The organism is Stenotrophomonas sp. NA06056, from assembly GCF_013364355.1.
Lineage (GTDB): Bacteria > Pseudomonadota > Gammaproteobacteria > Xanthomonadales > Xanthomonadaceae > Stenotrophomonas.
On record NZ_CP054931.1, the window covers coordinates 2,911,224 to 2,929,017 of the forward strand.

The 17,794-nt window shown below is 66.7% G+C and carries 17 protein-coding genes; 9 read left to right on the forward strand and 8 right to left on the reverse strand.

Going from position 1 to position 17,794, the window contains the following annotated elements; translation table 11 throughout:
• Positions 1-133: 133 nt before the first annotated feature.
• Positions 134-2,068, reverse strand: a complete 1,935-nt coding sequence (locus HUT07_RS13070) for a DEAD/DEAH box helicase (protein WP_176021290.1) — start codon at positions 2,066-2,068, stop codon at positions 134-136.
• 270 nt (positions 2,069-2,338) lie between these two features.
• Between HUT07_RS13070 and HUT07_RS13075 the strand changes: the two genes are divergently transcribed.
• Positions 2,339-2,560, forward strand: a complete 222-nt coding sequence (locus HUT07_RS13075; protein ID WP_025877723.1) for an RNA-binding S4 domain-containing protein — start codon at positions 2,339-2,341, stop codon at positions 2,558-2,560.
• Positions 2,561-2,575: 15 nt separating this feature from the next.
• On the opposite strand, the gene ubiM is transcribed toward HUT07_RS13075, so the two are convergent.
• The 4 genes from ubiM to HUT07_RS13095 all read right to left on the reverse strand — a co-directional run bounded on the left by ubiM (position 2,576) and on the right by HUT07_RS13095 (position 5,995).
• Positions 2,576-3,754 carry a 5-demethoxyubiquinol-8 5-hydroxylase UbiM gene (gene ubiM, locus HUT07_RS13080; protein WP_176021291.1) on the reverse strand — a complete coding sequence of 393 codons (1,179 nt, stop codon included), beginning with the start codon at positions 3,752-3,754 and terminating at the stop codon, positions 2,576-2,578.
• Between the two features lie 80 nt (positions 3,755-3,834).
• Positions 3,835-4,224, reverse strand: coding sequence for an MAPEG family protein (locus tag HUT07_RS13085; protein WP_108266164.1), 390 nt, complete (start codon positions 4,222-4,224; stop codon positions 3,835-3,837).
• A gap of 12 nt (positions 4,225-4,236) precedes the next feature.
• Entirely contained in the window at positions 4,237-4,782 is a 546-nt protein-coding gene (locus HUT07_RS13090) for a DUF4019 domain-containing protein (RefSeq protein ID WP_176021292.1), read from the reverse strand.
• A 58-nt stretch (positions 4,783-4,840) separates the two neighbouring features.
• On the reverse strand, positions 4,841-5,995 hold the full coding sequence (locus tag HUT07_RS13095; RefSeq protein WP_176021293.1) for a hypothetical protein: 1,155 nt from the start codon (positions 5,993-5,995) through the stop codon (positions 4,841-4,843).
• 460 nt (positions 5,996-6,455) lie between these two features.
• Here HUT07_RS13095 and HUT07_RS13100 point away from each other — a divergent pair, with 460 nt between their 5' ends.
• The gene (locus HUT07_RS13100; protein WP_176021294.1) at positions 6,456-7,934 is read left to right on the forward strand and encodes a DNA-3-methyladenine glycosylase 2; all 1,479 of its coding nucleotides are present in this window, start codon (positions 6,456-6,458) and stop codon (positions 7,932-7,934) included.
• A complete protein-coding gene (locus HUT07_RS13105) occupies positions 7,931-8,422 on the forward strand; it encodes a methylated-DNA--[protein]-cysteine S-methyltransferase (protein WP_176021295.1) in 492 nt (163 codons plus the stop codon). The genes HUT07_RS13100 and HUT07_RS13105 overlap by 4 nt, the downstream gene beginning before the upstream one ends.
• Before the next feature lie 367 nt (positions 8,423-8,789).
• On the opposite strand, the gene HUT07_RS20470 is transcribed toward HUT07_RS13105, so the two are convergent.
• Positions 8,790-8,945: a hypothetical protein gene (locus HUT07_RS20470; protein WP_254898865.1), complete on the reverse strand. Its 156-nt coding sequence runs from the start codon at positions 8,943-8,945 to the stop codon at positions 8,790-8,792.
• Between HUT07_RS20470 and HUT07_RS13110 the strand changes: the two genes are divergently transcribed.
• Positions 8,935-10,059 (forward strand): ectonucleotide pyrophosphatase/phosphodiesterase, encoded by a 1,125-nt coding sequence (locus HUT07_RS13110; RefSeq protein WP_254898866.1) that lies wholly within the window; start codon positions 8,935-8,937, stop codon positions 10,057-10,059. The genes HUT07_RS20470 and HUT07_RS13110 overlap by 11 nt on opposite strands.
• 130 nt (positions 10,060-10,189) lie before the next feature.
• Here HUT07_RS13110 and HUT07_RS13115 read toward each other — a convergent pair whose 3' ends face one another.
• Positions 10,190-10,372, reverse strand: coding sequence for a 30S ribosomal protein THX (locus HUT07_RS13115; RefSeq protein ID WP_025879339.1), 183 nt, complete (start codon positions 10,370-10,372; stop codon positions 10,190-10,192).
• A gap of 110 nt (positions 10,373-10,482) precedes the next feature.
• Positions 10,483-10,896, reverse strand: a complete 414-nt coding sequence (locus HUT07_RS13120; protein WP_025879338.1) for a MerC domain-containing protein — start codon at positions 10,894-10,896, stop codon at positions 10,483-10,485.
• Positions 10,897-11,029: 133 nt separating this feature from the next.
• Between HUT07_RS13120 and HUT07_RS13125 the strand changes: the two genes are divergently transcribed.
• The 5 genes from HUT07_RS13125 to HUT07_RS13145 all read left to right on the forward strand — a co-directional run bounded on the left by HUT07_RS13125 (position 11,030) and on the right by HUT07_RS13145 (position 17,762).
• Positions 11,030-13,228: a TonB-dependent receptor gene (locus HUT07_RS13125; protein WP_176021297.1), complete on the forward strand. Its 2,199-nt coding sequence runs from the start codon at positions 11,030-11,032 to the stop codon at positions 13,226-13,228.
• Positions 13,229-13,504: 276 nt separating this feature from the next.
• Positions 13,505-14,071, forward strand: coding sequence for a TetR/AcrR family transcriptional regulator (locus HUT07_RS13130; RefSeq protein ID WP_176021298.1), 567 nt, complete (start codon positions 13,505-13,507; stop codon positions 14,069-14,071).
• A complete protein-coding gene (locus tag HUT07_RS13135; RefSeq protein ID WP_176021299.1) occupies positions 14,071-15,744 on the forward strand; it encodes an MFS transporter in 1,674 nt (557 codons plus the stop codon). The genes HUT07_RS13130 and HUT07_RS13135 overlap by 1 nt, the downstream gene beginning before the upstream one ends.
• Positions 15,745-15,754: 10 nt before the next feature.
• Positions 15,755-16,918, forward strand: coding sequence for an HlyD family secretion protein (locus HUT07_RS13140; RefSeq protein WP_176021300.1), 1,164 nt, complete (start codon positions 15,755-15,757; stop codon positions 16,916-16,918).
• 172 nt (positions 16,919-17,090) lie between these two features.
• The gene (locus HUT07_RS13145) at positions 17,091-17,762 is read left to right on the forward strand and encodes a hypothetical protein (protein ID WP_176021301.1); all 672 of its coding nucleotides are present in this window, start codon (positions 17,091-17,093) and stop codon (positions 17,760-17,762) included.
• Positions 17,763-17,794: the final 32 nt, after the last annotated feature.

A 17,794-nucleotide genomic window follows, 5' to 3' on the forward strand; every position in this document is an offset into this window, starting at 1 on the left:
TAGAACCGGGGATGTGTGGACCATGCGAAACCGGACCCGGCCGGTGATCGGCAGCGGCGACCGAGCCTGCCAGGTGCCCTGAAATGACAACGCCAGCCCGGAGGCTGGCGTTGTTCATCTACTTCAGCGCGGCTCAGAAGCTGCGCGGACCGCGCGGCTTGAAGCCATCACGACGCGGCGGACGGCTGTCACGGTCGCCGCCAGGGCCACCCGGACCACCGCGACGCGGACCACCCGGGCCACCCGGACCGCCCGGACCGCCCGGCCCACGCTTGTCGAAGCGCGGCTTGAACGGACGCGGCGCCGGATTGACCTCTTCACCGGCCGCCAACGGGCGCATCTGCAGTTGCTGGCCGGACACCCATACCTTCTGCAGGTGGGTCAGCACGTCCGACGGCATCTGTGCCGGCAGATCCAGCAGCGAGAAGTCGTCGTGGATGTCGATGCGGCCGATGAAGCGGCTTTCCAGGCCGGCTTCGTTGGCGATGGCGCCGACGATGTTGGCCGGCTTCACGCCATGCTGGTGACCGACCGAAATGCGGTAGGTCTCCATGCCCTGCTCCGGTGCACCGCGCGGCGGCACGTCACGGCGCGGGCGCTGCTCGAAGCCACCTTCGGCATCATCACGGCGCGGACCACGCTCGAAGCGCGGACCGCGCTCGTTGCGGTCGCCACGTTCCGGACGCTCGCTGCGCTCGAAACGCTCACGCGGCGCACGCTCTTCGCGCGGTGCGCGCACCGGCGGCTGCAGCAGGAACGGGGTATCGCCCTGCATCATCTTGGCCAGTGCGGCGGCCACTTCGATGGCCGGCACGTTCTGCTCGGATTCGAAGCGCTCCAGCAGCTGGCGGTAGAAGTCCAGACCGCCCTGGCCGAGCGTTTCGGTGATGCGCGAGGTGAACTTGTTGATGCGGTTGTCATTGACCGCTTCCACGCTCGGCAGCTGCATTTCTTCGATCGGCTGACGGGTCGCACGCTCGATCTGGCGCAGCATGCCCTTCTCGCGCGGGGTGGCGAACAGGATCGCTTCACCGCTGCGGCCGGCACGGCCGGTACGGCCGATACGGTGCACGTAGCTTTCGGTGTCGTACGGGATGTCGTAGTTCAGCACGTGGCTGATGCGCTCCACGTCCAGGCCACGGGCGGCCACGTCGGTGGCGACCAGGATGTCCAGCTTGCCTTCCTTCAGCATGGCGATGGTGCGCTCACGCTGGGCCTGCTGCATGTCACCGTTGATGGCGGCAGCGGCCAGGCCACGGGCCTGCAGCTTGCTGGCCAGTTCTTCGGTGCCGGCCTTGGTACGCGCGAAGATGATCATCGCGTCGAACGGCTCGACTTCCAGGATGCGGGTCAGCGCGTCCAGCTTGTGCATGCCGCTCACCCACCAGTAACGCTGGCGGATGTTGGCCGAGGTGGTGGTCTTGGTCGCGATGGTGACTTCGACCGGGTCCTTCAGGTAGGTCTGCGCGATGCGACGGATGGCCGGCGGCATGGTGGCCGAGAACAGCGCCACCTGGCGCTTTTCCGGCAGCTTCTTCAGCACCGCTTCGACGTCGTCGATGAAGCCCATGCGCAGCATTTCATCGGCCTCGTCCAGCACCAGCGTCTTCAGCTCGGACAGGTCCAGCGTGCTGCGGTTCAGATGGTCGATGACGCGGCCGGGGGTACCGACCACGATGTGCACGCCGCGACGCAGGGCCGTCAGCTGCTGGCCATAGGGCTGGCCGCCGTACACCGGCAGCACGCGGAAGCCGGGGATCTTCGAGGAATAGGACTGGAACGCCTCGGCAACCTGGATGGCCAGCTCGCGGGTCGGGGCCAGCACCAGGGCCTGCGGCTTGATCTGCTGCAGGTCGATGTTGGACAGCACCGGCAACGCGAAGGCCGCGGTCTTGCCGGTACCGGTCTGGGCCTGGCCCAGCACGTCGCGGCCTTCCAGCATCGCCGGGATGGTGGCAGCCTGGATCGGCGACGGCGTTTCGTAGCCGATGGCAGTGACGGCCTGCATGACAGAATCGGACAGGCCGAGCTGCGCGAACTGCAGCTGCGCTTGGGTTTCTTGGGACATGGGGAACTCCGAAGGCACTGCCACGAGCATGGCAGGCGAAAAAAAAGGGGGATTCCGCGCTTTGGGCGCCCTTCTTATCGCGTGCCCTGGCGCTGCTCGGTTGGAGCTGAGGTTTTACTCGCTCAGAGCGGAATGATACCGCACTGTTCCTGAACAAGGTGTACAGGAAACTGTCGGCATGCCGTTACGGCCCGCCGTGGCGCACAATAGGCGCCCATTTTACCGCTGCCGGCCCTGCCCTGCAGCGCCTGTCCCAGGAAACCCCGTGCCATGCAGATCCTCGAATTCGACCTCGACGGCGACTACGTCGAACTCAAGCAGTTGCTGAAGCTGGCCGACCTGGTCACCAGCGGCGGCGAAGCCAAGATGGTCATCAGCGAAGGCCTGGTGCTGGTCGATGGTGAGGTCGAGCTGCGCAAGGCCTGCAAGATCCGTGCAGGCCAGGTGGTCGAGTTCAACGACAGCCAGATCCGGGTGCTGGCCGCCGCTTGAGTCAACACGGGGCCGTCAGGCCACGCGTTGGGTCAGGTGGGCGGCAATCAGCTGCCGGAACGGCGCCACCCCCTGCGCCACGCGCAACCCGGCCGCCCGCAACAGGCGTGCCGGCCGGCGGTCGTCGGTATACAGGCTGGCAATCGCATTGGTCGCCTCATACAGCGGCCGCGCCGCCAGCCGATGTCCGCGCTGGTAGCTGCCCAGCATGCCGGCGGCGGCGATGTCCGCCCCGCGCCGCTGCTGCTCGGCGATGCCCTGCGCCAACCGCTGCGCACTGGCCAGGCCCAGGTTGAAACCATGTGCGGTGACCGGGTGCATGCCCACCGCGGCATCACCGATCAGTGCCGAACGTTCGCCGACGAAGCGCTGCGCATACACTCCGACCAAGGGATAGGCCTGCGGCGTCGCCACCGGCTGCATGCGTCCCAACCGGTGTTCGAAGAATCCGCCGATGGCGTCCCCGAACGCGATCTCGTCCATCGCCAGCAGTTCTTCGATCTGCCGCGGTGGCAGCGTGATCACTGCCGATGCCTGGCCTTCGTTGAGCGGCAGCAGCGCCATGGTGCGGCCGTAGCCGAACCACTCCCACGCGGTGTGGTGATGATCGCGCTCGACCTGCATGCGGCAGACCAGCATCGACTTGCCGAAGTCACGCATCTGCGCACCGATGCCGAGCATGCGGCGGGTGCCGGAGAAGCGGCTGTCGGCGCAGACCAGCAGCCGCGCATGCAGCTCGCTGCCATCATCCAGGCGCACCACATGGCCCTGGCTGTCGGCGCGCACCGCCTGCACCTTGCGGCCATCGAACAACTCCAACCCGTCCTGGCCCTGCACTGCCTGCCAGGCCGCGCGGCGGATCAGATGATTGGGCACCAGCCAGCCCAACGGCTGGCCATCGACCTGGCTGCTGGCGAAGGTCAGCGCGAACGGCGAGCCGCCGTTCATCACCCGCGCATCGCGCAGCTCGGCAATCTCGGTGTCGGGCAGGCGTTGCCACAGGCCCAGTTGTTCCAGGCTCTGCCGCGACGCATGGGTCAGGGCGATTTCACGGCCATCGAAGGCGGCCTCGGCCAAGGCCTGGCGCGGCTGCGCCTCGACCAGCCCCACCTGCAGGCCAGTACCAGCCAGCGCGCGCGCGAAGCACAACCCAGCCGGTCCGGCGCCGACCACCACCACGTCCATCCTGCGCATGCGCGCCTCCTGCCGTTGATCCAGTCGCGGCCAGCATAGCGCTGCGTGCCTGACCGGCCTTGATCTGGATCAGCTGCGCGTCACAGCAGCGCGAACACCAGCGCCAGGATCGCCAGGATCGACACCAGCCAGACCAGGCTGCGCACATAGGGAATGCCTGCCGCGTACAGCGGCAGGTACACCACACGGGCCCAGAAGTAGACCTGCGCGGCCAAGGCGGTGGTATCGCTGCCACGCCCGGCCACCACCACCGCGATCGCAGCGGCAGCGAAGAACGGGAAGGTCTCGAAGAAGTTGGATTGCGCCCGCTGCAGGCGCCCTGCCAGCGGGCTCAGCGGCTTGGACGAGTCGTCGCGTGCCGAGGCGTTCCATTTCATCCCGCGCTCGCGGGTGACCACGGTGGAGGCAGCGAAGATGTAGACGAAACCCAGCAGCATCGCCCACGCCAGCATCGTCAGTTCGGTGGCCATCGTCGATCTCCGTCAGGGGCTGGATGCACGCAGGCTGTAGCCGGCCAGGCGCCAGGTCTGGTCTTCGTCGAAGCGGAACGACACCAGCTCGCGGACCGGCTGCGCGCTGTTGGCGAAACGGGTCGGGAAACTGACGTTGATGTACAGGCCTTCAGGCACGGCGGCGCCTGCTGCGTATTTGACCCGGGTGATGGTCGGCTGGCCGCGGCCGGCCATCGCGCCCAGGCGCGTACGGTCCGCCGCAAGCTGGCTGACGAAGGCCGCCTTGGGCACCGCGCGGCGAGCCACGGCCGAGGCGCCGTCCCACAACTCACCCGCCCGATTGGCGTCGACCAGTTGCGCGGCCTTCAATGCGGCGCTGCCCATTTCCGCGTCCTGTTTCTGCACCTGCGCCTGCTGGGCAGCACTCAGCACCGGCGTGGCGGCTGTCGCCGGTTTCGCGGCGGCCGGGGCGCTCGGCGCGGGGCGCGCCGGCGCCGGAGCGGGCGTGGCCGGTGCAGGCGCTTGCGCCAGTGCAGCCAGGGGCAACAGGGACAGCAGCAGGAGCACGCGCTTCATGGACACCGCCGGTTCGATGGAAAGAACCGCAGTCTACGCCAGCGCAGTGAGTGGGCCGTCAGCGCGCCTGGACGCTGCCTTCGACGGCGCCAGCGCCGGCCTGCGCGGCCGGTGCCGCTGGCAGCTGCTCAGCCACTGGCGGCTGCTCCGGCGGTGCCGGCGGCAGCGTGGCCACGTCGATCTCCGACAGCGGACTTTCCTCCGGGCACACCGGATCGGGGAAGCCGAAGCGCTGCTTCAGCGACTGGCCACAGCTGTTGATCGATTCCATGTCGGCGCCATCGCGCTTGCATTGCTGGTCGAAGGCCACCAGGAACGCGTCCTTGCGCTGCACGAAGTCGTCGCCGCAGGCACGCATCTGCTTGATCCGCTCAAGGTCATCCTGCACGGCATTGGTTCCGTCCAGGCCATACTGGCGAAGCTCTTCGGCCGTCAGCAGGCGCAGGCTGCGGTTGGGCACGGTCATCATCAGGTCGGCCACGCCCACTGCCACGCCATTGCGTTGCAGGTAGTCCTTCACGTTGTCATAGACCTCGTGCAGCTCGCGGTTGAGCTCCGCGCGCGACGTGGCCTTGGAACTGATGCGCATCATGCGGTGGATGCCGACCTTGCCGGTCAGCAGGCGGTTGTCACCGGCAGCCAGTACGAACACGCAGGCACTGTGGCAGATCGAGCCCTCGCGCACCCAGATCGTCCAGCCCGATTCACCGATGCTGTCGCCGGCAACGATGGCCGATTCCACCTGGCCACCGCTGGAATCCAGGTCGAGGATGCGCTTGTGGATCTGCAGTTCGTCGGCAACCACGGCCAGCCGCCACATCATCTCGGCAAACCCAGGGTTGATCTTGCCGTTGTAGCGCACGCGCAGCAGGCCACGCTCGGCACATGGCGCCAGCGCCTGCTTCAGCTGTTCGCGCTGCAGCCCTTCCAGTTCGAGGCCATCGCCGCCTTCGCCGGCATAGTCGGTACTGCAGCTGATCCAGGCCTTGCCATTGTCCAGCTGGCTCTGCGGCCAGGGTCGATCGGCCCTGCTGCGCGCCTGCGGCGGCGGTGGCGGCGCATCAGCAGCATTGATCGACACCATGTTTTCGCCATCGCTGGCCGGCGCTCGCGTGGCCTTGTCGGCGGCAGTGACGTTGCCGGGATTCTCCAATTGACTGCAGCCCGCCAGGGCCAGGCACAACAGGGGCAACCAGCGGAGTTTGGCGGACATCGGGCAACCAGCATTCGGACAGGTAAGAACCACAGTCTACCTGCCCATGCCACGCATTCAGCGCGTGCCACTGAACCTGTTCTGACCCTCTGGTTCCATCCGTTTCATTGCAGCTTTACCCACCACTCCATCCACGCATGGCGTGGATCTACCGTGTCGACCAAGGTCGACACCTACCATCAGCAGCCCCGACAGTTCGCAGGAACCTGTCGAAGGCGGGGTGGGTCCGGTTGCAGGGGCGTGAGCGCCATGGATGGCGCGACCGAGCTTACATGGACGTACTTGCAGCGTCCCCTGCAACCGGACCCACCCCGCCTCCCCACAGGAAACCAGCTTCTGCTGTTGCTATTGCTGTTGCTCTGGCCTACGCGGGTGCCGGGCGCAGCCCGGCCTGACCCCCTTCAGCATCCATGTCCGAATATGGCGAGTACTGTCCCCCGGACGCGCCTAGACTGGCGCCATGGATACCGCCCTCGCCCTCGACACAGCCGCCTGCGATCGCGCCCGCCTGGCCCGTGATGCCCGCTTCGACGGCGTGTTCTTCACCGCCGTGCGCAGCACCGGCATCTACTGCCGGCCGGTGTGCCCAGCACCGCCCCCGAAGCCGCGCAACATCACCTATTACCCCACCGCAGCTGCCGCTGCTTCGGCCGGCTATCGCCCCTGCCTGCGCTGCCGCCCCGAACTGGCCCCGTTGGCACAACAGGCGCTGGCAGGACAAGCCGTGCAGCGTGCACTGGCGCTGATCCATGCCGGCTTCCTGCAGGACCAGCCGGTGGCCGACCTGGCAGGGAAGATCGGACTCAGCGCGCGCCAGTTGCAACGCCTGTTCGTCGAACGGCTGGGCGCAACGCCCGGGCAGATCCACGCCACCCATCGCCTGCTGCTGGCCAAGCAACTGCTGACCGAAACCACGCTGCCGGTGACCGATGTAGCACTGGCCGCCGGTTACAACAGCCTGCGCCGCTTCAATACAGCCTTCCTGCAGGGCTGCGGCATGGCGCCTACCGTGCTGCGCCGCCAACACCATCCCCTGGCTGCCGACGATGGCGGGCTGGTATTGCGCCTGGGCTATCGGCCGCCGCTGGATTTCCCGCGGATGTTGGCATTCCTGCGCAAGCGCAGCCTGCCGGGCATCGAGCTGATCGGCGAAGACAGCTACCAGCGTGTGCTGGGCACGCCCGAGCGCCCCACCCTGCTGCGCGTCACCGCCGATCCGAAGCGGCCCGAGCTGCGCCTGCAGCTGGGCGCGGTCGACCCACGCCTGATTCCGGATATCGTGCGCCGCGTACGCCGCGTGTTCGACCTGGACGCCGACCTGCAGCAGGTGCACGCAGCACTGGGCAATGAACCCCTGCTGGCACGGGGCATCGACGAGCGTCCCGGCCTGCGCGTACCCGGCGGCTGGGACGGCTTCGAGGTCGGCGTGCGCGCGGTGCTGGGCCAGCAGGTCAGCGTGGCGGCGGCAACCACGTTCGCGCGCCGGCTGGTCGATGCCTACGGCGCGCATCTGCCCGGCATGCCGTCCGAATTCGACCGGCAATTTCCAGCGCCGGACGTACTGGCCGAAGCGCCACTGGAATCAATCGGCCTGCCACGCAGTCGCGCCGCCACCGTGCGCGCCCTCGCCGCGGCCTGCGCCGGCGGCCAGCTCGACTTCGGGCCAGGCCAGGCACTGGAGGATTTCGTCGCCCGTTGCGTGGCGCTGCCCGGCATCGGCCCGTGGACGGCGCAGTACATCGCGCTGCGTGGGCTTGGCCAACCTGATGCCTTCCCTGCCGGTGATCTGGTGTTGCAGCAGGTGCTGGGCCACGCCCAGGGCCAGCGCCTCAGTGAGCGTGCCACCGAAGCGCGTTCGCAATCCTGGCGTCCATGGCGCGCCTATGCCGTGCTGCATCTATGGCACCTGTCCGGCACTTTCGTTGGAGAACCCTCATGAACCTGTTATTCGATCGCTTCGACACACCGATTGGTGAACTGACCATCGCCGGGGGTGAGAATGGCCTGGCCCATGTCCTGTTCCCGGAAAACCGCCATCCTGCGCGCGGCCGCGAGCACTGGCACTACGCGCCCGGCGCACTGCCCGAAGCGCGCGAGCAGTTGCTGCAGTACCTGCACGGTGAGCGCAGCGATTTCGACCTGGTGCTGGCACCGCAGGGCACGCCGTTCCAGCTGCGCGTCTGGCATGCACTGGCGTTGATTCCCTTCGGCCAGACCTGGAGCTACCTGCAGCTGGCGCAGCAGCTGGGCCAGCCCACCGCGACCCGCGCGGTCGGCGCAGCCAATGGGCGCAATCCGTTGCCGATCGTACTGCCCTGCCATCGCGTGATCGGCAGCAACGGCACGTTGACGGGCTTCGGTGGCGGGCTTGAAACCAAGGCGGCATTGCTGCGGCTGGAGCAGCGACAGGCGCCGTTGTTTGCATGAGGGTTGCTGGCCGGGCTGCGCCCGGCACCCGCTGCAAACCAGAGCAGCGACAACAGCCGAAGCAACAGCAGGCTCTGGATTGCCTGAGGGTTGGTGGGATGGATCGGGTATGCAGGACACGCCGTAAACCCGTCCATGGGGGCTCGATGGCGCCATCCATGGCGCCAACGGTCCTGCATACCCGACCCATCCCACCTCTGACAGGTTCCCGGTGACTGTAGATCCACGCCATGCGTGGATGGAAGCATCCGTCATCTGTCTGGAGAAGAGCCCCCTGTTGTTCAAGGGCGCGGGGATAAGGTGAAATGCGTGGACACGCGGCGCCCAAGGGCGCCGCGTGTCTTTGGTACGTCATTGCTGGGGCTTATCATTGCCCGATGACTTCCGTACGCCTGACCTGCACGCTGGCGCTGCTGCTGCCCTTGGCTGCCTGCACCACCACGCCTTCGCCTTCGACAACCGCTGTGGCAAATGGCACGAACGCGGCCCCGCTCGCGCCGCCGAAGCTGCTGTTGATCTCCATCGACGGCCTGCGCGCCGATGCACTGGATCGCGGCATCACCCCGAATCTGCAGCGGATCATCGAAGGTGGCGTGCGTGCGCGCTGGATGACACCTTCCTATCCGTCGCTCACCTTCCCCAACCACTACACGCTGGTCACCGGCCTGCGTCCGGACCACCACGGCATCATCAACAACAGCATGGACGATGCCGCGCTCGGTCGCTTCGCGCTGCACGACCGCACTGCAGTGACCAACAGCGGATGGTGGGGTGGCGAACCGATCTGGGTGGGTGCCGAGAAGGTCGGCGTGCGCACCGCCACTACGTCATGGCCGGGCAGCGAAGCCGAGATCCAGGGCACGCGGCCCAGCCAGTGGCGCATGTACGACGCCAAGGAACCCTTGCAGCAGCGTGCGCAGACAGTACTCGACTGGCTGTCGCAGACCGATGCCGATGCCCCGCGCCTGACCACCCTGTACATGGAGCATGTGGACAAGGCCGGCCACAACTTTGGCCCGGACTCCAGGCAGTACACCGAGGCCATCGTGGATGCCGACCGGATCATCGGCCAGGTGCTTGATGGCTTGCAGCAGCACGGCCTGACCGATAGCACCAACGTGATCGTGGTCTCCGACCATGGCATGGCGTCGGTGCCGGAAGGCCAGGTGATCGCCATTGAATCAATGGTTGATCCCAGCATCGCGCGCAACGTCAGCCCAGGTCAGTCGGTCGGCTTTACGCCGGTGGCGGGACGTGAGGCAGAAGCCGAGCGTGCCCTGCTCGGTCGCCACGCGCACTACGAATGCTGGAAGAAGGAAAACCTGCCAGCGCGCTGGCACTACGGCACCCATCCGCGCGTGCCAGCGATCGTCTGCCAGATGGATGAGGGTTGGGACGCGCTGACACGCGAGAAGATTGCCAAGCGCGACCACGTCGAGCGCGGCTCGCATGGCTACGACAACGCGTTGCCGTCGATGCGCGCGGTGTTCGTGGCCCGAGGCCCTTCATTCCGGCAAGGCCTGGTGATCGACGGTTTCGACAACGTCGACCTTTATCCGCTGCTGGCGCACCTGCTGCAGGTGCCGGAAGCGGCGAACGATGGCAATCCGGAAACGCTGAAGCAGACCCTGCGTTGAATACGTTGTAGAGCCGAGCCCACGCTCGGCTGCATTGCGCCAGCCGAGCATGGGCTCGGCTCTACAAAAACGTGCATAAAAAAACGCGGCGCCGAGCGCCGCGTTTTCTTTGGACCGGTCGGTCGGCGGATCAGCCGGCCTTGGCCACTGCCTTCTTGGCCACAGCCTTCTTCGCCGGAGCCTTGGCCACGGTCTTCTTGGCAACCGGGGCGGCGGCGCCTACAGCGACCTTGCTCGCGGTGTGCGAACGGGCGTTGCCGTAGCTGGCGTTGTAGCGCTTGCCCTTGGCGGTCTTGCGGTCACCCTTACCCATGTCATCAACTCCTCAAGTGTGAAATCTGGTTACCCCGTTCTGACACGGGTTTGGCGGGACCGTCTTGCTGGACGCCCCCGCGCACGATCGGAAATCCTAGCACGCCGTGCCTAGTGCGCGCAGCTTGCGTCGTGCACGTGCCCGTGGTTCAGGCGCAGATTGACCAGATGCGCGATACCGACCAGCAGCCCGCCCAGGGTCATCACCACGGCGTGCGGCACCGCGTTGTGGTGCAGCGGGTCGTACAGCACGCCGGCCCACAACGCGACCAGGCCGGGAATCAGGAACGCGAGCGCACGCAGCGCGCCATGCCGCCGGTAGCCCCAGACCAGGCTGAACAGGCCCAGCAGGGTCACGAACACCACCAACGCTTTTTCCACACCATCACTGAGCCAGAAAGACAGGCCCAGCGAGGGTGCAGCGGCCAGCAGCAGCGGAATCACCGCGCAATGCACCGCGCACAACATCGAACCGGTGGCGCCGAAGCGATCGAGCAGGTGGCGCAGGCGTGAGGGCAAAGGCATGACTTCCAGCAGGGCGGCGAATCGTTATGGAATAATATAACATCCATTCCCGACCCGCACGGTTTCCCTCCCCCTGTCCCGCCGACGGGATTCGTGCGCCACCCGATTGATACATTGTAACAAAGGACCGCCCATGCCCTCCCACCACCCTCGTTTCAAGCCGCATTCCCTGGCCTTGGCGCTCGCTGCGCTGCTGCCGTCCGTCGCCTTTGCGGCCTCCGACGATGATTCGCATCGTGACCGCCACCTGACCGAGCTGTCCTCGGTGCAGGTCACCGCGTCGCCACTGCAGGGGGATGCCGAATCGCTGGCACGCCCGGTTGAGGTGCTGGCCGGTGAGCGCCTGGATGAGCAGAAGGCCGGCACCCTCGGCGACACCGTCGCCAAGCTGCCCGGTGTGCAGAGCACGTTCTTCGGCCCCGGCGTCGGCCGCCCGATCATCCGCGGCCAGGAAGGCCCGCGCGTGGCCGTGCTCTCCAACGGCATGGGCAACATGGACGCCTCCACCGTCAGCGCCGACCACGCCACCAGCATCGAGCCGTTCCTGGCCGACCAGATCGAAGTGCTGAAAGGCCCAGCGACCCTGCTGTTCGGCAGCGGCGCGATCGGCGGCGCAGTGAACGTGGTCGATGGCCGCATCGCCCGCGAACTGCCGGACCGTCCGCTCAGCGGCCGCGCCGAACTGCGCGGCAACTCGGTCAACGACGAGCGCAGCGGCATGTTCCGCCTTGACGGCGTGAGCGGCAATGTCGTGCTGCACGTGGATGGCCTGGTGCGCAATGGCGACGACTTCCGCATTCCCGGCTACGCGGTGATCGACGGCCTGGAAGACCACCACGACGACCACGACCACGCAGGCGAGGAAGGCGAAGAGCCGCGTCGCGGCCGCCTGGACAACAGCTCGATCCGCACCCGCGCCGGCGGCGTCGGCGCCACCTGGCTGGGCGAAGGCGGCTACTTCGGCGTCTCGGCCAGCACCTACCGCACCAACTACGGCATTCCCAACGGCGCCCACGTGCACGCCGACGGCGATGACCACGACCATGGTCACGACCACGACCATGGCGAGGAGGAGGAAGGTGAAGAGCATGACGTGCGCATCGACATGGTGCAGAACCGCTTCGAGACCAAGGCCGGCATCTACAACCCGGTCTCGTTCCTGAAGAACATCAACGCGCGCGTGGCCTACACCGACTACGAGCACGTGGAACTGGAAGCCGGCACGCCGTCCACCCGCTTCACCAACCGCGGCATCGAAGGCCGCCTGGAGGCAGTGCAGCAGCAGATCGGCGGCTGGGACGGCGCCTTCGGCCTGCAGGTCGGCAACAGCGATTTCGGCGCGAAGGGTGAAGAGGCCTTCGTGCCGGATACCGGCACCAAGAACATCGGCGTGTTCGTGCTGCAGGAAAAGCAGTTCGGTCCGTTCAAGCTGGAACTGGGCGGCCGCCACGACCAAGTCAAGCTGGACCCGACCGGCGACTACCAGCGCCGCAAATTCGATGCAACCAACCTGTCGGCCGCCGGCATCTGGAAGCTCAACGATGCAGTCGACCTGCGCATCGGCGTGGACAGCTCCGAGCGCGCGCCGACCAATGAAGAGCTGTACGCCGCCGGTGCGCACATCGCCACCCGTTCGCTGGAAATCGGTGATGCCAACCTGAAGACCGAGCGCGGCCAGCGCATCGAACTGGGCATCCACACCCACAGCGAACGCCTCGATTTTTCCGCCGCGATCTATCAGACCAAGTTCAAGGACTTCATCTACCTGGCTGACACCGGCGTGACCGAGAGCCTGCCGGTGCGTGCCTGGACCCAGCAGGACGCTGTATTCAAGGGCGCCGAAGCCGAAGCGCTGGTACACCTGTTCGAAGGCGGTGCCGGCGATTGGGACCTGCGCGTGTTCGGCGACTACGTGCAGGCCAAGCTGGACGGCAACGGCAGCCGCACCCTCGACATCGCCGTGCCGCACGGTGACCACAACCACAACTACAGCGTGGAACTGGCCAACACCGGTTACCTGCCGCGCATCGCACCGGCCCGTGTTGGCGCCGACCTGCGCTGGGCGAAGGATGGCTGGCGTGCCTCGGTCGGCGCGGTGCGTTACAGCCGACAGAAGGATGTGGCGCAGAACGAAGAACCGAGCAACGGCTATACCCTGGTCGATGCGCACCTGGCCTACCGTTGGGACCGCAGCGACAGCAACAGCTACGAGCTGTTCCTGGACGGCAGCAACCTGACCAACCGCGAGGTGCGTCCGCACACCTCGCTGCTGAAGGATTACTCGCCACTGCCGGGTCGTGGCGTCGCTTTCGGCATTCGCGCGTTCTTCTGATGGGGCATCCACGCATGGCGTGGATCTACTGGAAAGTGCGTCCACGCATGGCGTGGATCTACTGGAAAGTGCGTCCACGCATGGCGTGGATCTACCGACTTTGACGGCAGCGTGCTGCTGTTCTCTCCCGGGGGGCCAGATTGGCCCCCCGCTTTTTTTGAAGCCCCCAATCAGCCATCACGCAAACGTCACAAAGATGTGCGTACGACAACAAGCGGACAATCCCGTCGCCATTCGTCTCTCGCCATCCGGACATGTTTGTCCGAAAATGAAGCCATGACCACCCAACGTGCCGATGCTGCTGCCCGCCGAGCCCTCATCCTCGATGCCGCCGACCATGTGTTCGGCCAGCATGGGGTCACCGCGCCACTGGACCTGGTGGTCGAGCGTGCCGAAGTCGGACGCGCCACCCTGTACCGCAACTTCCCCGACCGTACGGCACTGATCCAGGCGCTGCTGCAGCGCACGGTCGACCGCATCCGCCGGCAGATCGAGCAGCTCGGCGACCGAGACGACGCCCTTTTCGAAGTCTTCGAAGGCATGGCCCAACGCATCATTGATTCACCCGCATTGGCCGACTACTGGCGCGCGGTCGATTCGGACGTGCCGGCCATGCGCACTGCACGCGAGACCGTGCGCGACCTGCTGGAAGCGCCCATTGCCCGCGCCAAGGCCGCTGGCTTGTGCCGGCCCGACCTGGAGAAGACGGATATTTCACTGATCTCCGGCATGCTGGGTGCGGCCCTGCGCGGCAAGACCCGCGATGAGCGCGCCCAGCTGGCCGGGCGTGCCCTGCAGCTGCTGCGCGGGGGACTCCAGGGAGCAGCCACCGGGGAACGTTGATGGTGCAGCCGTACCTCAAGCCGATTCCGGATTGGGAAGAGCACGAGAAGCCGACCATGCCCGGTTCGGCGTCGATGCCGTGGCACCCACCCTATCGGCGTGCAGCGTATGCACTGGTGTCGCTGCTGGTGGCCATCACCGGCGGCCTCGGCAACGCGCTGGTAACGGCCAACCTGCCCTTCCTGCAGGGGCAGCTGTCACTCACGCCCACCCAGGGCAGCTGGCTGGTCGCCGCCTACGCCATGGTCAACGTGACCGCCAACCTGCTGGCCTTCAAGTTCCGCCAGCAATACGGCATCCGCCTGTTCGCCGAGATCGGCCTGGGACTGTATGCGGCGCTGGCGGTGCTGCACCTGTTCGTCGGCAGTTTCGAGACCACCATGCTGACCCGCGCCGCCAGCGGTTTCGCCGGTGCTGCCTGTTCGACGCTGGGCACGCTGTACATGCTGCAGGCACTGCCGCGGCGCTTCACCGGCAACCTGCTGGTGGTTGGCGTGGGCCTGTCGCAGCTGGCGGTGCCGATTGCCTGGATCGTATCGCCGGGCCTGGTCGATACCGGCCAATGGCACCAGTTGTACTCGTTCGAAGCGGGGCTGGCGCTGTGCGCGTTTGCCGCCGTGGTCCTGCTGAAGCTGCCGCCGGGTGTGCAGGTGAAGGCGTTCGAACCGCTGGACTTCCTCACCTTCGCCCTGCTCGCGCCCGCCGTCGCCCTGCTGGTGATCGTGCTGGCGCAGGGCTACACGCGGTGGTGGCTCAACACGCCGTGGCTGGGCTGGGCGCTGATCGCCTCCATCGCGCTGACCACCACCGCACTGATCATCGAACACTACCGGCGCAATCCGCTGCTGCAGATCCGTTGGCTGTCGACGCTGCCGGTGATGCACTTCATCGTCGGCGCCTTCCTGATCCGCTTCCTGACCACCGAACAGTCCTACGGCGTGGTCAACCTGATGCGCACCCTGGGCATGGGGCCAGACCAGATGCGGCCGCTGTTCGTGGTGATCCTCGCCGGCGTAGTGACCGGCATCGCCGGCGCGGCGATCACCTTCGGCCCGAAGCGGCTGATCGCCCAGCTGCTGATGGCGATCCTGCTGCTGGGCGCGGCCGCGTTCTTCGACCAGCACCGCACCAGCCTGGACCGTCCGCACGACTTCTACATCAGCCAGTTCCTCGCCTCGGTCGGTGCCGGCATGTTCATGGGCCCGCTGATCATGCTCGGCATTTCCGCCGCGCTTAAACAGGGCGTGGACCACATGATCACCTTCCTGGTGACGCTGTCGATCACGCAGACGCTGGGCGGCCTGGCCGGTTCGGCCGTGCTGGGAACGTTCCAGCTGCATCGCGAGCAGCTGTATTCCAGCGCCCTGACCAGCCAGCTCGATCCCGCCGACCCGGTGGTGGCACAGCGCCTGCGCATCCAGCAGCAGCTGTACGCAGCGCAGATCACCGACCCGGTACTGCGCAGCGCGCAGGGCAGCGCGCAGCTGGCGCAGACCACCCGCCGCGAAGCCAACGTGCGTGGCTTCAATGATGTGTTCACCCTGAGCGGCTGGCTGGCGATCGGTTTCCTGTGCTGGTTGCTGCTGCTGTCACTGCGTACCGCCGTGCGCAAACAATGGCGCAAGCGCCATCCTTCCTCCCCCGCTGCGGCTGCGACCGCGGCACCGCGCTGAGTCCACCGCCATGCCTCCCGTCCCGCCCCGTCCAGACGACACCGACGCTGCCGAGAACGTCACCCCGCCACCGCCCACCGATGCGGCGCCCGCGGCGACGCCTGCCGCGCCCGCCGCCGCACCGAAGTACCTCAAGCCAAGTTCGCGCAGCGTGGTGGTGATGGTGGTGGTGGCGTTGCTGGGCATCGCACTGATCCTGCGCGCCTGGCATCTGTGGCCGTTCACCAGCAGCGTGATGGTGACCGACAACGCCTATGTGCGCGGGCAGATCACGGTGATGGCGCCACAGGTCAACGGTTACGTCACCGAGGTGCTGGTGAAGGACTTCCAGCATGTGAAACAAGGCGAGCCGCTGCTGCGCATCGACGACCGCATCTATGCACAGCGGGTGGCGCAGGCCCAGGCGACGCTGGACAGCGCGCGCGCGGCCCTGGCCAATTCGGACCAGTCACAGGCGCAGAACCGCGCGCAGATCGCTTCGGCGCAGGCCACGTTGTCGGCCGGCCAGGCCGAGCTGCAGCGCTCGCGCAATGAAGCCAGGCGCTACGAGGAACTGGCGGCACAGCAACTGGTGTCGATCAACGACCGCGACAAGTTCCGCACCAGCCAGGCCTCGGCGCAGGCCAGCGTGCAGCAGTCGCAGGCACAGATCCGTATCGCCGAGGAGACCCTGGTCTCGACCCAGGTCGCGCGCAAGAGCCTGGAAGCGCAGGTGGAGAGTGCGCAGGCGCAGCTGGAACTGGCGCGCATCGACCTGGCCAATACGGTGATCCATGCACCGCGCGATGGCCAGATCAGCGAAGCCAGCGTGCGCGTGGGCCAGTATGTGGCGGCCGGTTCGCAGCTGCTGTTCCTGGTGCCGGATGCATTGTGGGTGGTGGCCAACTACAAGGAAGGCCAGACTTGGAAGATGGCGATCGGGCAGCCGGCGTCGTTCTCGGTGGATGCATTCCAGGGCCAGGTACTGCGTGGACGGGTAGAGGAAATCGCACCAGCCACCGGATCGGAGTTCAGCGTGCTGCGCCCGGACAATGCCAGCGGCAACTTCACCAAGGTGGTGCAGCGGCTGCCGGTGCGGATTTCCATCAACGGAGAGCAGCAGCTTGCGGCGCGGTTGCGGCCGGGCATGTCGGTGATCGTGCGGGTGGATACTGCAACGAAGCCGATGGACTAGGCCCTGGCGTGCTTGGCTGCGCGGCTTCGTCGAAGACCCGGCCACGGTCAGGTTCCGTGCGCATCAGCCACGTGAATCAAGAGATGAAAATCAAAAGCAGAAGCGCGCGGCCGCGCATTTCTGTAGCGTCGAGCCAGGCTCGACTGCTTTGCCCCAGGAACTGACAACAACCATGAAATTCAACGCACTGGCCCGCAAGGCGGCCAAGGGCCCTGCGCCGCTGGAGCACGGCGGTGCGGTCGAGGTGGAAGACCTGATCGGCTTCGTACTGGAGCATGGCGTCGAGGGTGCGGCCGAGATTGAACGCCTGTGTGCGCTGCATGGCTGGCGCGAGGCGTTCCAGTACAACGACGATGGCACGCACTTCGCGCCGATGGCGCCGTGGGCGAAGGCCTGTGCTGCGTTCGGGTACGGTGGCATTGCGGCGATGCTGCCGCTGCTGGATCAGCAGCGCATGGCGACCTATGTGATCGGGGTGCTGGAAGAGGTGCGCAGCGAGGACTCTGTTGCGGCCCTGCTGGCGTTCTGCGGACAGGCCGATTTCAGCCAGGACGATCCCACGTCAGCGCCGTGGCGGGCGTTGGGCGCGCTTAACATGCTGCTGTCGTTCGACAGGGGGGTGGCAGTGTCTGCGGATATCCAACAGGCGTTGCTGCAGCGGGTACAGCGCGCGTGGGGCCAAGCGCCGACGCCGCCACGGCAGTGCCTGGCACTGTATGCCGTGCGCGGCGCACACGTGGCCGACGCGTTGGACTGGGTACAGTCGCTGGTGCTGGAGGATGCGGAATTGCTCGCCGCGCGCAAGGCCGTGCTGAAGCACCTCAGGGGCCGGATACAGGGTTGAAACTGCCGGCCAGCGGCCGGCACTCCCCTTCC

Coding starts and splice junctions, on each gene's coding strand:
- HUT07_RS13095 (WP_176021293.1), bottom strand. CDS start 5,995: ATGTCCGCCAAACTCCGCTGGTTGCCCCTGTTGTGCCTGGCCCTGGCG.
- HUT07_RS13140 (WP_176021300.1), top strand. CDS start 15,755: ATGCCTCCCGTCCCGCCCCGTCCAGACGACACCGACGCTGCCGAGAAC.
- HUT07_RS13135 (WP_176021299.1), top strand. CDS start 14,071: ATGGTGCAGCCGTACCTCAAGCCGATTCCGGATTGGGAAGAGCACGAG.
- HUT07_RS13115 (WP_025879339.1), bottom strand. CDS start 10,372: ATGGGTAAGGGTGACCGCAAGACCGCCAAGGGCAAGCGCTACAACGCC.
- HUT07_RS13120 (WP_025879338.1), bottom strand. CDS start 10,896: ATGCCTTTGCCCTCACGCCTGCGCCACCTGCTCGATCGCTTCGGCGCC.
- HUT07_RS13145 (WP_176021301.1), top strand. CDS start 17,091: ATGAAATTCAACGCACTGGCCCGCAAGGCGGCCAAGGGCCCTGCGCCG.
- HUT07_RS20470 (WP_254898865.1), bottom strand. CDS start 8,945: ATGGAGATCAACAGCAGCTTCGGCGGCGCGAGCGGGGCCGCGTTCGTG.
- HUT07_RS13125 (WP_176021297.1), top strand. CDS start 11,030: ATGCCCTCCCACCACCCTCGTTTCAAGCCGCATTCCCTGGCCTTGGCG.
- HUT07_RS13090 (WP_176021292.1), bottom strand. CDS start 4,782: ATGAAGCGCGTGCTCCTGCTGCTGTCCCTGTTGCCCCTGGCTGCACTG.
- HUT07_RS13105 (WP_176021295.1), top strand. CDS start 7,931: ATGAACCTGTTATTCGATCGCTTCGACACACCGATTGGTGAACTGACC.
- ubiM (WP_176021291.1), bottom strand. CDS start 3,754: ATGCGCAGGATGGACGTGGTGGTGGTCGGCGCCGGACCGGCTGGGTTG.
- HUT07_RS13085 (WP_108266164.1), bottom strand. CDS start 4,224: ATGGCCACCGAACTGACGATGCTGGCGTGGGCGATGCTGCTGGGTTTC.
- HUT07_RS13130 (WP_176021298.1), top strand. CDS start 13,505: ATGACCACCCAACGTGCCGATGCTGCTGCCCGCCGAGCCCTCATCCTC.
- HUT07_RS13075 (WP_025877723.1), top strand. CDS start 2,339: ATGCAGATCCTCGAATTCGACCTCGACGGCGACTACGTCGAACTCAAG.
- HUT07_RS13100 (WP_176021294.1), top strand. CDS start 6,456: ATGGATACCGCCCTCGCCCTCGACACAGCCGCCTGCGATCGCGCCCGC.
- HUT07_RS13070 (WP_176021290.1), bottom strand. CDS start 2,068: ATGTCCCAAGAAACCCAAGCGCAGCTGCAGTTCGCGCAGCTCGGCCTG.